12 protein-coding genes and 1 pseudogene are annotated in these 14,104 nt (G+C 61.4%); 3 read left to right on the top strand and 10 right to left on the bottom strand.

From position 1 onward, the window contains the following. The first annotated feature begins 131 nt into the window (after positions 1–131). Positions 132–1,151, top strand: a complete 1,020-nt coding sequence (locus BJ6T_RS15140; RefSeq protein ID WP_014493270.1) for an ATP-dependent DNA ligase — start codon at positions 132–134, stop codon at positions 1,149–1,151. Between the two features lie 68 nt (positions 1,152–1,219). Here the strand turns inward: BJ6T_RS15140 and BJ6T_RS15135 are convergent, their stop codons facing one another. From BJ6T_RS15135 to BJ6T_RS15125, 3 genes and pseudogenes are all read right to left on the bottom strand, one after another. After that, positions 1,220–1,447 (bottom strand): con-10 family general stress protein, encoded by a 228-nt coding sequence (locus tag BJ6T_RS15135; RefSeq protein WP_014493269.1) that lies wholly within the window; start codon positions 1,445–1,447, stop codon positions 1,220–1,222. Positions 1,448–1,531: 84 nt separating this feature from the next. Further along, on the bottom strand, positions 1,532–2,440 hold the full coding sequence (locus tag BJ6T_RS15130; RefSeq protein ID WP_014493268.1) for a DUF305 domain-containing protein: 909 nt from the start codon (positions 2,438–2,440) through the stop codon (positions 1,532–1,534). A 136-nt stretch (positions 2,441–2,576) separates the two neighbouring features. Next, positions 2,577–3,752: pseudogene (locus BJ6T_RS15125) on the bottom strand (zinc-dependent alcohol dehydrogenase). Between the two features lie 122 nt (positions 3,753–3,874). Between BJ6T_RS15125 and BJ6T_RS15120 the strand changes: the two are divergent. After that, positions 3,875–4,666, top strand: coding sequence for an SDR family NAD(P)-dependent oxidoreductase (locus tag BJ6T_RS15120; protein WP_028170292.1), 792 nt, complete (start codon positions 3,875–3,877; stop codon positions 4,664–4,666). Between the two features lie 17 nt (positions 4,667–4,683). Here the strand turns inward: BJ6T_RS15120 and BJ6T_RS15115 are convergent, their stop codons facing one another. The 5 genes from BJ6T_RS15115 to BJ6T_RS15095 form a co-directional block, all read right to left on the bottom strand. Next, positions 4,684–5,499, bottom strand: a complete 816-nt coding sequence (locus BJ6T_RS15115) for an arginase family protein (RefSeq protein ID WP_240537970.1) — start codon at positions 5,497–5,499, stop codon at positions 4,684–4,686. Positions 5,500–5,645: 146 nt separating this feature from the next. After that, the gene (locus BJ6T_RS15110; protein ID WP_014493264.1) at positions 5,646–5,993 is read right to left on the bottom strand and encodes a hypothetical protein; all 348 of its coding nucleotides are present in this window, start codon (positions 5,991–5,993) and stop codon (positions 5,646–5,648) included. 92 nt (positions 5,994–6,085) lie between these two features. Then, positions 6,086–7,360: a DUF892 family protein gene (locus BJ6T_RS15105; RefSeq protein ID WP_028170291.1), complete on the bottom strand. Its 1,275-nt coding sequence runs from the start codon at positions 7,358–7,360 to the stop codon at positions 6,086–6,088. A gap of 102 nt (positions 7,361–7,462) precedes the next feature. Further along, positions 7,463–7,942 (bottom strand): response regulator, encoded by a 480-nt coding sequence (locus BJ6T_RS15100; RefSeq protein ID WP_014493262.1) that lies wholly within the window; start codon positions 7,940–7,942, stop codon positions 7,463–7,465. Next, positions 7,942–10,653, bottom strand: a complete 2,712-nt coding sequence (locus BJ6T_RS15095; RefSeq protein WP_014493261.1) for a PAS domain S-box protein — start codon at positions 10,651–10,653, stop codon at positions 7,942–7,944. Before BJ6T_RS15095 ends, BJ6T_RS15100 begins: the two co-directional genes overlap by 1 nt. Positions 10,654–10,924: 271 nt before the next feature. On the opposite strand from BJ6T_RS15095, the gene BJ6T_RS15090 reads away from it, so the two are divergent. Then, the gene (locus BJ6T_RS15090) at positions 10,925–11,203 is read left to right on the top strand and encodes a hypothetical protein (protein WP_014493260.1); all 279 of its coding nucleotides are present in this window, start codon (positions 10,925–10,927) and stop codon (positions 11,201–11,203) included. Here BJ6T_RS15090 and BJ6T_RS15085 read toward each other — a convergent pair. Next, entirely contained in the window at positions 11,200–12,363 is a 1,164-nt protein-coding gene (locus BJ6T_RS15085; RefSeq protein WP_080588674.1) for an NAD(P)/FAD-dependent oxidoreductase, read from the bottom strand. The two genes, BJ6T_RS15090 and BJ6T_RS15085, sit on opposite strands and share 4 nt — an antisense overlap. 89 nt (positions 12,364–12,452) lie before the next feature. After that, a complete protein-coding gene (locus tag BJ6T_RS15075) occupies positions 12,453–13,958 on the bottom strand; it encodes an FAD-dependent oxidoreductase (protein WP_014493258.1) in 1,506 nt (501 codons plus the stop codon). Positions 13,959–14,104: the final 146 nt, after the last annotated feature.

Here is a 14,104-nt window from a genome sequence, read left to right as displayed (position 1 = left end):
AAGAACATTGGTATTTCAGTCGCAGCATAACCGTGACGGAGGAACGTTTCTGGACGGTTTCGCTTGATGCCGTGAAAAGCCAGGGCTTCACGATCAATGTCCTGCGCCCCTCCCGGAGCTTGAACCGCACAATGCAGCTCATGGAAGCCGAGTCCGTCGCCCAACTGCCACGGGGGGCCCAGTGGCAATACGAGCCGAAATGGGATGGATTCCGTTGTCTTTTGATCCGCGAACGCAGCCGAGTCAGCATGCAATCCAAAAGCGGCCGTGATCTGGTTCGTTACTTCCCGGAAATTGCCGCAGCCGCGGCCGCCTTGTCGCCGAAGACGCTCACCCTGGATGGTGAGTTGATCATCGAGCTTGATGAGGGCTATTCGTTTGATGCGTTGCTTCAACGCATTCATCCGGCCGCCAGCCGGGTCAAGCACCTTGCCAAAGAAACTCCCGCAACCTTCATGGTTTTTGACCTGTTGCGATCGGGCGCGAGAGATCTTTCGGGTCTGCCGCTTATGAAGCGCCGCGCCGCTCTTGAAACACTTGCGGGAAAGGCCTTCCAGGCGAGCGGGCTTTTCCGGCTGACACCGGCAAGCCGAAACTATGCGGATGCCGAGGCCTGGCTCAACAGCGTAAATGAAGATCATGATGGCGTGGTCGCCAAGCGCCTCGACCTACCCTATCGAGGCGGCACCCGAGACGGCATGCAGAAGATCAAGCTGCTGCGATCGGCTGATTGCGTTGTTGGCGGATTTCGTTATGCCGAGAGGAAGCAGGGCAATCGAAAAGTCGTTGGCTCGTTGCTGCTCGGCCTCTACGACAAGGGTGGACTTCTGCACCATGTCGGATTTACGTCCGGCATCCGATCGTCCGATCGACTGGCTCTCACCGATCGGCTGGAGAAAATCGTCGGGTTGCAGAGCTTCACCGGCAATTCACCGGGCGGTCCAAGCCGCTGGTCGACAAAGCGATCGGCTGAATGGAAAGCCGTGCGTCCAACTTTCGTGGTCGAAGTATCCTATGACCATGTGACGGGCGACCGCTTTCGGCACGGCACGAAAGTCATCCGCTGGCGTCCTGACAAGAAGCCCTCGCAATGTCGCATGGATCAGCTTCGGCAGAGGGCGGCCACACAAACCTTCCGAGCAGCGACGTAGCTCGGCGCGCTTTTAACAAAGGCCAGGACATCTCGTCGACGTCCTGGCCTTGCTGGGTCAGTGGAGCCTTAGGACTGGCCGCCTTTACGTCCGGCTTCGCTGGCCTTCTCGCGATCGTTGGCGAAATTGCCCGGATTGTCCGTCGAGCTCCCGCCCTGCTGGCCGGGCTTGCTTCCGCCCTGGGTCTGCTGTCCCTGCTGGCCGTGGCTTCGCTCGCCACCCTTCTTGCCGGCCTCAGACGCGCGCTGCGGATCGTTGGCGAAATTTCCGGAGCCACCACGTTGTTCGTCTGCCATCAATCTTCTCCTTGTTTGTTGCCCGGCCCATGAAGGCTAATGGCGAGATCAGAAGCTCGTTCCTGAGAGAAAGATTAAGGTTGGTCAGAGATTGTTGGCCAGCATGTTGCGCGTCGCCTGCCGCACGGCTTCGATGCCCGTGACGTTGTTCATCAAAGCAATCTCGCCTTGCTGCTCATGTCGTATGGCATGCGCCATCAGACGCAGGCGGGGATCGCCGGACGAATGCCATTGGTTATCCGCCATCTGGACGGCGCCGGCATGATGCAGGCTCATCAGACGGATAAACACCGCATCAAACTCACCATCGGCCGCGTTGCGCGCATCCGCCATTTGTGCCGACGTCAGATAGCCAGGCATGGCCAACCGTTCCTCGCTGGAGCAGAGCGCCATCGGCTCGCTGGACCACCCGCGCCACCAACGATCGAAGATGCGGTTTTCGCTCTGCTGGCTGGCGACCATCAAAGCCGCGAGCGCGCGCAGGTGCGGGTCTTGTGCGCGCTGCTTGCCTAGCTTTGCAAGCTCAATGCCTTGCTCGTGATGCGTCACCATATGGCGGATATAACGCTGATCACCGGCGACATCGCGGCTGAGGGTTGGCAGCGGCCAACCCAACCCATCGATCACGGAAACAAGGCCGAACGTTGCGAGCACGAGAAGTGCTCCCGCTGCCCACCGTTTGGCAAAGCGCACCGCGGATGTTGGCGGCGCACGTCTTAGCGGCCAACGCAGCCAGGCGAACAAGGGATAGATCAAAGCGGACGAGAGATGAACGAGAAAGCCGATCCAGTAGGGTTGCTGCAAAGTGAAGATCGGCTGGAAGAACGGAAATAGCGGCACCAGCCCAAACCACTCGGTTGCCGAGGTAAAGACAGCCCACGGAATGGCCAGCCAGAAAAGAGTGCGGGGCGCGAGACGGCTCGTCCAGCGCCCAAACAGACCGAAGAAGACAAGCGCCCAGGAAAAGTCCGCCCATTGAGCAGCGACGGTCATCCAGTCAACCGCCGCGTCCCGTCCTAACTGTGACGCCGCAAGCTGACCGATGAGCGTCGAGAATGTGCTACTGACGAGCCCGAGCTGAGCGGCCGCCAGCCAGCGTGACTTCAGCTCTTTCGCGGCACCCTCCCCATCAGCCGAACGGCTTCATTACGACCTTGATGCAGCCATCCTGTTTGGCGCGGAACGTCTTGTAGAGATCGGGCCCTTCCTCAAGCGTCGCTCGATGGGTGATAACGAAGCTTGGATCGATCTCGCCTTTTTCGATGCGTTGCAAAAGCTTGGGCAGGTAATGCTGAACAGGGGTCTGGGCCATGCGGAAGGTTAGTCCGCGATTGATGGCACTGCCCATCGGGATGTTGTCGAGCAAGCCGCCATAGACGCCGACAATCGAGACAGTACCGAAGTTGCGGCAGCATTGGATGGCCTGCCGCAAAACATGCGGGCGATCGGTTCCCATGAAGGTCGCGACCTTGATGCGATCGATCACAGAATCCTTGCTTGCCATGGTCTCGGGCTCGGTGCCGACCGCATCGATGCATGCATCGGCGCCGCGCCCTTGCGTGAGTTGCTGGATGCGCTCGTAGACATCCTCTTTCATGAAATCCAGCATGATGGCGCCCGTTGCATGGCGAGCGACAGCCGCTCGGGCACCGTGTCGATGGCGATCACGCGTTCGGCGCCGAGCAGAAAATGCGCTCTTGATGGCAAACTGGCCGACTGGTCCGCAGCCCCAGACGGCGACTGTCTCGCCGCCTTTGAGGTTGCAAAATTCCGCGGCCATATAGCCGGTCGGGAAAATATCCGAGAGAAACAAGACCTGTTCGTCCGTGAGACCCTCGGGGATCTTATAGGGGCCGACATCGGCGTAAGGCACACGCATATATTCGGCCTGACCGCCGGCAAAGCCGCCCAGCATGTGCGAATAGCCGAACAGGCCGGCGGGCGAATGTCCCCACATCTTATCGGCCTGCTTGGCGTTGGGATTAGACCGTTCGCAGCCGGAGTAGAAGCCGTTCTTGCAGAAAAAGCATTCGCCACAGGCAATGGTGAAGGGCACGACCACCCGGTCGCCCACCTTGAGCTTGCTGTTGTCCTTGCCGACCTCGACCACCACACCCATAGTCTCATGGCCGAGCACGTCGCCCTTTTCCATGGTCGGCATGATGCCGTCGAACAGATGAAGGTCCGAGCCGCAGATCGCGCAGGCCGTCACCTTGATGATCGCGTCACGTCCGTCCTGGATCTTGGGATCGGGAACTGACTCGCAGCGAATGTCGCTCTTGCCGTGCCAGGTGAGGGCTTTCATGGACCGCTCCAAAGGTTGCGCGACCAGACCAAGCCTCAATCTTGCGGCTGGTTCCTAGCTGCTTAGGAACGCTCGCGCCCGTGCGCCATTAGGCTCAAAGCCACGTAAAAAACCGAGAGGGAATGCCCATGGCCGGACAGTTTGCAATCGTGACGGGTGCCTCGACCGGCATCGGCTTTGAGCTTGCCCGGCTCTGCGCCTCCAAAGGATATGACCTTCTCATCGCCGCGGATGAGCCCGAGATCGAGACGGCGGCGGAGGCGCTGCGCAAAGAAGTCAACAGCATCGCCGCTGTAGCGCTGAAAGCCGATCTCGCGACCATTGAAGGCGTCGACAAACTCTGCGAGGTGGCACAAGGCCGCAAGGTCGACGCGCTGATGGCCAATGCCGGCCGCGGTCTGGGCCATGCTTTCCTGGATCAGGAGTGGGCGCGTATCCGGCAGGTGATCGACACCAACGTCATGGGCACGACCTATCTGCTCCAGCGCGTCGGCCAGGACATGCGCCGGCGCAATGAGGGACGGATCCTTATTACCGGGTCGATCGCCGGCTTTACCCCCGGCAGCTTTCAGGCCGTCTACAATGCATCTAAGTCGTACCTGAACTCCCTCTCTTTTGCGCTACGCGAGGAACTGCGCGACACGAAGGTGACGGTCACCTGCCTGATGCCGGGTGCCACCGAGACCGAGTTCTTCGCGCGCGCAGATATGCTCGACTCCAAAGTGGGCTCTGAGGACAAGGACGATGCGGCGATGGTCGCCCGCAAGGGTTTCGAGGCGATGATGAATGGCGAAGGCGACGTTGTGACAGGCCTCAAGAACAAGATCCAGTCGGCGGTTGCCAATGTGACGCCGGCCGAGACACTCGCCAAGCAGCATCGCAAACAGGCGGAGCCCGGCACCGCAAAATCCTGATCAGGCCTCTCATGCTGTCATGGATCCGCTAGCCTCATAGCGGATCGCTGTCGCGCCACGCATCCAAGGGCAACGCAGAGAATGCGCGAGGCGGCGAGCACGCCTAAGCCTCGTACATCCGCATCCGGCACCAGCTCCACAAGATCAAAACCAACGATCCTCGCCCGTTGCGTAACGCCATGCAAAAGCTCGACGATATCGAGATAGCCGAGACCACCCGGCTGTGGGACCAGCACCGCGGGAATAACAGCCGGGTCGAGCCCGTCGCAATCGAGGGTGACGATGCAGTGGCTGCCCGGCGGGATTAGGTCGATGACCGGCTGCACGCCGTGTCGGCGCACGGTCGCCGCACTGAACAGTGTCGCGCCCCAAGCTCGGGCGTCGGCAAGATCCCGTTCCCGCGAACCACCGATGCCGCGCTGTCCAACCTGAATGATCCGCTCCACCCATGGCATTTCGCTGGCGCGGCGCATGGTGCTGGAGAATGTATGCTTGAGGCCATCCCGATCATCACGCCAGTCGAGATGCGCATCGATTTGCAAGATGGTGACGGGGCCAAACCGCTCGAACCCCGCGAAGAATGGAATGGGAACCGAGTCATCCCCGCCGAGCAGCAGAGGCACGGCGCCCGCCTTCAGAATGCTCACGGTTGTCGATGTGATCAGCGAGCGATTCTCCTGCGGTGTTGCCGGATCGGTTGGAAGGTCGCCAAGATCAACCGCCCGCAGTCCTTCCGGGATCAAAGGGCCGCCCCTGATCGAAATCCCACCGCAAGGGATCACGCGCAATTTGCTCGGTACTTTCTCGTAGAGCCGAAGGAGCGCGTGCGGCATGGCTGGTGGAGCCCGGAACATGCGGCGTCGCGTCCGGCGCACCAAAGATCACGACATCCGCGCTCGAGACTATGTCGGGCGCCGCCGCAGGAAGGCCTAGAAAGGTGGCGGGGGTGACAGGACGTGTCATGGCGTGTGTGGAAGGCCTAAATGCCTATTGGTATTGGCAACGGCAATTGCACGTCCGCGAAGCGTCCTTCATAGCGGTCGGTAAAGGCATGCAGGGCCTCCAGTATATCGCGGAGCTGGAGATCGCAGCGCCGCCGCAATTCGTGAACCACCTCGGCCGACGCATCGCGAACCCAGCCTTGAGCGATATTGAAGACCGCGACCCGGCGCGGGCATTGATAGTTTCCCTCCAGCAGATCCATCACAACGGCTTCGAAGTCGTTGCCAAGGACGGGCGCCTCGCACCAAACAGGGCCCGAGGCGCCACGATCGTCTTCAACGAGATAGATGTCCTGCTCGTCACGCAGGGGGACGATGGACGACATCGGCAACGCCTCCGACTACAGCAAGGCACAGCAGCTGACAGACGCAAAGCTGCGCAGTTACCGTGGCATTGCCCGGGACCGCCCTCATCCGCCTACTGTTCGGTCTGTTCGACGGCGGCTGGCATTTTCGCGACCGACATCAAGGACCGCGCGACCTGGTTGAGCAATTGGTCCGCGTTTTCCTCTTCTGCCAGTGACTTCGATAGGAGGCTGACGACGGCGCTATGGCGTAGCTGCTGGGCAAGGTTGCGCGCTGTCGTGTAGCCGGCAATCTCATAATGCTCGACCCGCTGCGCCGCGCCGATCAGGGCGAGGTCGGCCGCGGCATCTTCCTTCTCCTCGCCCTCGGTCATGACTTCCTGACCTTCTTCGACAAGACCCATCATGCCCTTGCAGGGCTTGGCGCGCGCGGACTTGCCGAGCAACTCAAAGCATTCATTGATGCGCTCGATCTGGGTTTCGGTCTCGCCGAGATGCAGCTCGAACAGCTCGCGCAACTGGTCGAACCGCGCCGCTTCCGCCATCTTGGGAAGCGCCTTCGTCAACTGCTTCTCGGCGTGAAGGATGTCGCGGAGCTCGTCGATCAGCAGGTCGCCAAGACCGGCCTCGTCGACCGGCGGTGAGCTTTCGGTGACGATAGCCGACGCGGGTCCTGGTTCCCCGGCCTGAATGGCCGGCGATTCCGTAAAGACCCATTCGCCGCCTTCGTTCCAGGGCCCGCGGGTGTCGATCTCGCCATGATCGCCGGTGCCCGTGGAGTCGTTGAAGAATTGGTCGACCAGGCCGGGCGTCGGCGCAAGGCGGCCGATACTGAAGGCTGGCTTGCTCATGCTCTCAAGGGCGAGCGAAAAGGCCTTCATATGGGTGATTTCGCGGGTCATGAGGAACTGCAAGGCGTCCTTAGTGCCGGCGTCATCGGTAAAATTTATCAGGCGTTCGTAGACGATCTTGGCCCGCGCTTCGGCGGCGATATTGCTGCGCAGATCCACGTCCAGTTCGCCCGTGATCTTCAGGTAATCGGCGGTCCAGGCGTTGCCTTGCGAGTTGAAGAGGTTCACCCCGCCCCCACCCGCGATCGCGATCAACGGATCGGCCTCGGCAGCCTGGCGATCAAACTTCGCCGGCTTGAGATGCATGCGGGCCAGCGTACCGACGACTTCCAGATGGCTCAGCTCTTCGGTGCCGATATCCATCAGGAGGTCCTTGCGATCAGGGTCTTCGCAATTGAGCCCCTGTATCGAATACTGCATGGCGGCCGCGAGTTCGCCGTTGGCACCGCCGAACTGTTCAAGAAGCATATTGCCAAAGCGCGGGTCCGGCTCATCGACGCGGACGGTGAACATCAACTTCTTGACGTGGTGATACATGGAAAAGCCTCGGGCTTGGAGGGAGATGAGTCCCGAACAGCCAGGCGCTGCGGTTGTTCCTATCTACTGAAGTATCGCGGCATCGACGCTGGCGCGCAGATGCTAGTCTGGCCGCGCCAACGATGCACGGACCACGCTCGTCAGGGAAGCCATGGTATAAGGCTTCGAGAGCCAGCCAAGCGGCGCGAACGGCTCGGCCCGCGTGCGGGTCAGGAGATCATCATGGGCCGTGGCGAAGACGCAGCGCAAGCCGAGCTCGCGAAAGAGATCACCGGCCGCCTCAACGCCGTCGCGTCGGCCAGCCAGACGTATATCCATGATGGCAAGGGCCGGCATCTGTTCCCTTGCCATCGTCAAGGCTTCCTCGGCGGTGGTTGCAATGCCGGTCACTCGAAAGCCGGCATCGAGCAACGCGGCTTCGGCCTGCATGGCGATGAGAAAATCGTCTTCGACGATCAGGACCGCGTGGGACTGATCAACACGATCGCTCGCTTCGTCGGCGGCGGGCGCCATCTTTTTATCAGGCGGATGATCGGTCGGAGCGGCTAGTTCATGGCTATCGGACATGCTCGGCTGCGTCATCATGCACCTCGCGATGCGCCGAAACGAAGCGTAGCGCGCGATGGCGATCGGCTCACGGCAAGCTCGGCATGGAGCTGGCGGGCCAGGCCAAGTACCAGACGAAGGCCCGACGAGGTTTGCCGCACCGCATTCAAGTCAAATCCGGGCCCGTCATCCTCGACATGAAGCTCGAACTGTCCATCATGCTCAACAAGGCTGACGCGAATGCTGTCGGCGGCTGGATCGCGGATCCCGTGCTTGGCTGCGTTGGTCAGCAATTCATTGAGGATCAGGGCGAGCGGCATGGCAATATCATTGGACAGAGCACCGGTTGCCTGCGTACGCGTGATCTTGATTCTCGCTGGCAGCGTCTGCTGGATCGTTTCGACCACTGCGCCAAGAAACTCATCCGCCGCGAAGCTGGTCGCGTCGGTGGTGCCATAAAGAACACGCTGGGCAGCGGCCATGGCGGCAATCCGGCTACAGGCATCGTCAAGCACACGCCGGGCCTCCTCGCTCCGGGCGCTGCGGGCCGCCGTGTACAGGAGCCCCTGGAGCATCTGCATGTTGTTCTTGGTGCGGTGGTTGAGTTCATTGAGCAGCAGGCGCTGCTGGGTCTCAGCCTGCTTTCGCTCGCTCAAATCAACCAGCATGTTGATGGCGCCGGTGACCCGGCCGGATGCATCGAACAGGGGCGTCGGGAACGGGATGAACGGAACGCGTGTGCCATCCGGCCGCTCGGCAATAGCCTCGACCCCGCGCACCGGACGGCCTTCCTTGAGGGCGACGGCCATCGGGCACTGGTCATGCGGCAACGGCGTGCCGTCGGGGAGATAGAGCTTCCAGGTCACGCACCATTCGTCGCTGCCGAGCAACGGTGTCCGGCCGGCGAATTCGACGGCAGTCTGGTTGAAATAGGTGATCCTTCCGTCGGCGTCGGTCGTGTAGATGGCGGCCGGTATGGCGTCGAGCAATTCCTGCAACCGCTGTTCGCTCTCCTGCAATCTCCTTTCGGAGAGCTTGCGCTCTGTGATATCGCGGGCGATCTTCGAGGCTCCAATGACGCGCCCCATGCGATCGCGGATCGGCGAGATTGTCAGCGAAATGTCGACTAGACTGCCATCTTTGCGGCGACGCACGGTCTCGAAATGATCCACGCGCTCGCCGGCTTTGATCTTGGCCAGAATGCGCGGCTCCTCATCCTGCCGGTCCGGCGGAATAAGCATCGTGATCGATCGGCCGACAGCCTCATCTCGGCTGTAGCCGAACAGACGCCGCGCACCATCATTCCAGGTCTGGATTATGCCATCGAGATTCTTGCTGACGATGGCATCGGCTGACGATTCAACGATGGCCGCCAGTTGCTGGGCATCGCGCTCGGCCAGGCGGCGGGCTTCATCGCCGGAAAAGCGCGCAAGGGCAAAGCCGAGCAGGCGTGCCAGCGTGAGCGCGGTGTCGAGCTCGGACGGCGTGAAATGATGGGGCTCATCATGGTAGGCCATGAACTTGCCGGCAAGCCGGCCATCCTGGACAATGGGCGTAAAGGCCGTGGCTTGAATGCCTTCGTTGAGGATTGTCTGTTTCAGATCATCCGGCAGGTCGCTGCGGGCAGCATCTTCGATGCAAACAGGCGCCGGCCTTGTCTCATTGCGGTCCCACGGGGAATGTCCTTCCACCGCCTTCCGGTAGGCTTCCGAAAGGTCGCGCCAAGCCGCGAACCGCATGATGTCGGCCTGGTCATAGAGTAGGATCGAGGCCCGCGTACAGCCCAGCGCGCGCGTGATAGCATCAAGCGCGGCCTGGTGTATTTGCTCGGCCGATTGGCAGTGCTGAAGTCGCTCCGAGAAAGCGAACAAGGCGGCTTGCTCTTCCATGCGCCGAGCGAGCGCCTGTTCGGCGCGCTTGCGGTCCGTAATATCGTGCTGCACACGGACGGCGTAAAGAAACTTGCCGGCGGCGTCGCGAATGCTCGATGACGTGACGGCCGCCCAGATATGTCCGCCATCCTTGCAATAAATGCGTTTCTCAATGCTGTAGCGATCGAATTCGCCCGCGATCTGGCGGGTGAATTGCGCGCGATCCTCGGCAATATCTTCGGGCAGCGTCTCCTCGAAGATCGTTCGTCCCAAAAGCTCGGAAGCCATATATCCGGTCAGCCGGCAAAGCTGCTGGTTGACCCGTAGCATGCGGCCGTCGCGATCGATTTCGACGATGCCGGCGCCGACATGCTCATAGGTGGCGGCAAGTCGTTCGTCGCGGGCCTGCATCCAGTCGTCGGAACGGGCGTCGCACATTTCGACTCGGCCGCCGATGCGCTCGTGAAAGCAGTTGATGGCCCCGGCCAGGACACCGTCCTCATCGAAGACCGGCGCAATATGGATGGTGACCCAGACGTGTGAGCCATCGGGCCTTTCCAGGCGACCTTCGAGGCCACGGACCGGAGTTCCGGTCCGCAGCACTTCGGCCGTTGGCGTTAGCTCGCGCGAGATCGGCCGTCCATCAAGGAAGAGCTTGTAGGAGCCGCAGAAGAGTTCGCTATCATCTCCAACCCGCGGTGCGCGGCCCCACAAGTCCGCCGCGCGTGAATTGAACCAAAGAATGCGACCCTCCGCGTCACAGGCGTGGATCGCGATGGGAAGCTGCGCGAGGAAAGCGGGTGACGGGCTTTGCAAACCGAGCGCTGCGAGCGGCTCGAGACTGTCAAGATCGACCGCCGTCTGCTGAATATTCATAGGCCTCATCCCCCGCGCCAGGACCAAGAGGGGTGCGGCACCATTGTTCTTCCTGCCCCTGGTCGCCTTGGCCGGTTGGTTCCCGACTCCGCGAAACATGCCTAAACGCCCGGCCGAGATCAAAAGTTCCTAAATCGGGTCTTCCGTAGGGCACACGCGAAGACGAACCATTACGCTACGATAAGCGGAGTCGCTGGGGCTTGCTCTCCGTCTTTCGTCTCAGGCGCCGAGGCAGGCTTCCGCCGATGGTTCACTTCACCACAACGGCTTCATGGTGAAGGACAGAACGGTGGAGGAACGACTGGGCATCCATGAGCTTGGCTTGTTGGATAAGCCGGAGGAGGATCAAATGGACAGCGAAGACGCCTTGGCAAAAGTGAAGGACGTTTCGGAAGGCGTGCGTGAGACCGCCCGCACGGTGAGGCAAAGCTTCGAAGAAGGACAGCCGCCCGGCCAGGCGCTCGCCTTCCTGCGGGATGTGGTGCGAGAGGCCCCGCTGCCCTCGCTGCTCGTCGCCTTCATGCTGGGCTGCCTGATCGCGCGTCGTTAGCCGGGAATATCGCGGTCAATCGCAAGATCATCGAGCAGCGGCGAAGAGCCTCCGGCAAGCAACGCAGCCAGAAGTTCCGCCGCGAGGAAGCTAAAGGTAATTCCGTTGCCGCCATAGCCAAAGGCGGCAAAGATATTCTTGCAGCCGGGCACCGCGCCGATCAACGGCAGGCCGTCATGGGTGGTATCGAAAGCGCCGGACCAGGCGAAGTCGACCCGGTCCGATGCCTGCGGCCAAAGTGTCTTCAGATAATCCTTGAGCGCCGCAACCTTTGTCGGTGTGGCATGATTTCGAGCCTCGGGCTCGATCAACGCGTGATCATCCTCGCCACCAAGGATGATGCGGCCATCAGCGGTGGTCCGTCCATAATGATAGTTCCGGCTCGCTTCCCAGATCAGCGCCTGTTCGGGCCACAGATGGCTCGGCTGCCGGCGGGTCGCGATAGCCCAACTGGAGGCTGGTCGGGCTTTGAGCTTCACGATGTCGGGTACCACATAGCCGGTCGCGAGCACGGCATGGCGCGCCTCGATCGAAAGCCCGCTTTCAAGGCCAACGATGACGCTCTGGGCGGCGCTATCAAAGGCAACCGCATTGTCCTTGAGAAGGCGGGCGCCGCGTCGGACGGAGATATCAAGCAAGCCATGCGTGAGGAGCACCGGATCGGCATCCGCCGCGTCTGCTGACAAAAGGGCGCCCGCCCGCCTGATGCCGAAGCGCCTCAGCAGCGCGGCATGATCGAGATAGAGGGATGGCAGATCGGCACGACGCCTCAGCGCATATTCATCCTGAACAAGCTTCCGACTGTCATCGATGGCGAGATAGAGCGATAGACGTGGCCGCATCTCGCAGGCAATTCCATGCTGCGCAACCAGGGACAGCAGGCCTTGCGCAGCATGGTGGCTGGCTCGATAGCAACGCGCCGCCCTCTCGAAGCCATAGAGCTGCGCGAGTTCGAACAGCGGCCGGTCGATTTCCCAGAGTAGCATGGCGGTGCTGGCCGCCGTGCTACCGAGACTCGGAAGCTCGCGATCGATAATGACAACTTGATGGCCTTGCCGTGTCAGACGCTCGGCCACCAGCGCGCCGGTGATGCCGGCGCCGATGATCAGAACCTCGCATCGAAAGCTGTCAGCTATCGGTTCAATCGGCGGCGGCGGCAGGACGGCCCACGGTGCGCGCGGGCTGCGCAGATCGTCCTGCTCGATGTCATCATTTTTGAAGATGGAACGCTCCCAGGTGCCTTGACCCGCTAGACTTTCACCGGGCGCAAGGCCGACACGGCCGGTGCATTGATCGGCTGTCCGTTGGGGGCAAAGATCGAACCGTGGCACGGGCAGTCCCAGCAGCTCTCAAAGCTGTTCCAGAGCAGATGACAGCCGATATGGGTGCAACTGGCCGAATGAAGATGCAGTTCGCCGGCCTTGTCCTTGTAGGCGGCGATCTTTTCGAGACCACGGCGCAGGATGGCGCCCTCACCCGGCTGAAGCTCTTCCAGCGAGGCGATTTCACCCGGCGCCACGTATTCGGCGAGGTTTTGCAGGATCGTCACGTTCTCGCGCAGGAAATTCTTGGCCGCTGCCAACGGCTTGCGATCCGGCGCATAGACGGACTGCCATGGATGATCTTCACCGAGAATGAGCGCCGTGTTCAGCATCGCGCCCATCACGCCATGGGTCAGACCCTGGCCCGAATCGCCCATCGCAAGGTAGATGCGCTCGCTGCCGGGCTGGCGGCCGATGAAGCCGGCATAGTCGATCGTATCGAGAATCTGGCCCGACCAGCGGTGCGTGATGCGCCCAAGGGCCGGAATCAGGTCGCGTGCCCAGCTCTCCAGACGTGTAAAGCGTTTGTCGGCGTCGTTGGCTTCGCCGCTTTTATGGTCTTCGCCGCCGACAAGAACGAAATCATGATCGTCTGGGCCGGTTTGCAGCCGTACATAGTGGTAGGGATCTTCGGTGTCCCAATAGAGCGCATCGGGAAGTTCGCCCCGTTCAATGGCGAAAGCGAGGACATACGTGCGATAGGGAGCCACCTTCGTGTGCAGTTGAAAGCGATCGGCGATGGATGCGTTGGTCGCGATCACGGCGTGGCTGGCCGTGACCTGCCCTTGCGATGTTCGCAGCGTGACAGCGCCGTCCTGCTCGGCAACTTCTTCCACTGGACTGTTGGCAAAGAAACGAACGCCGCCGCTCTCGCAAACGGCCGCAAGTCCGGCGAGATATTTAAGGGGGTGGAATTTTGCTTGGCGTGGATATCGAAGGACATGCCGGTTCTCGCAGCCTTTGAGCGGCACGCCGACCAGCCGATGAACGGGAGCGCCGACCTCGCGCACCGCTTCGAGCTCCTCATCGAATATATCGGCCGGCATGCCGTTACCCTGAAAAAGATAGCCGTCAGTACGGAGGAAGTCGCAGGCAATATTCTCGCCGGCCTGGATGTCCTCGATCCGGTCGACGGCGGCAGCCTGACTTTCGTAGAACAGCTTGGCGGCATCGGCGCCGCGCAGCTTCTTGAATTCGCTCATCAGATCATCGCAAAGCGGCGCAAGATGCGCCGACGTGCGCGCCGTCATACCGCTTGCGATGCCTTTGCGATCAATGACGACGACTGACCGGCCGCGCTTCATGAGTTCGTACGCCGTCGAGAGCCCGGCGACGCCGGAGCCGACCACGGCGACATCGCAGTGCACATCACCTCCAAGCGCCCCCGCCTCCGGCAGGATCTCGGTCTCCATCCAGAGCGAGGTGCTGACCATGTTGAACTCCACCCAAAGAGGCAAAACGCGGGCTGTTGTCGCGGGTTCCTGCGAAGGCGCGGGAAGCCAGTCGCTGTGGAAGGCCGCTCACGCTCGGGGACCGCATTCGCCCGTCCGGTAGCGGCAAACGCGCGAGGAACAAAGCC

It is taken from the genome of Bradyrhizobium japonicum USDA 6 (assembly GCF_000284375.1).
GTDB lineage: Bacteria > Pseudomonadota > Alphaproteobacteria > Rhizobiales > Xanthobacteraceae > Bradyrhizobium > Bradyrhizobium japonicum.
Note: the sequence above shows the minus strand (reverse complement) of the source record. Positions and strands in the feature narration are given on the sequence as shown.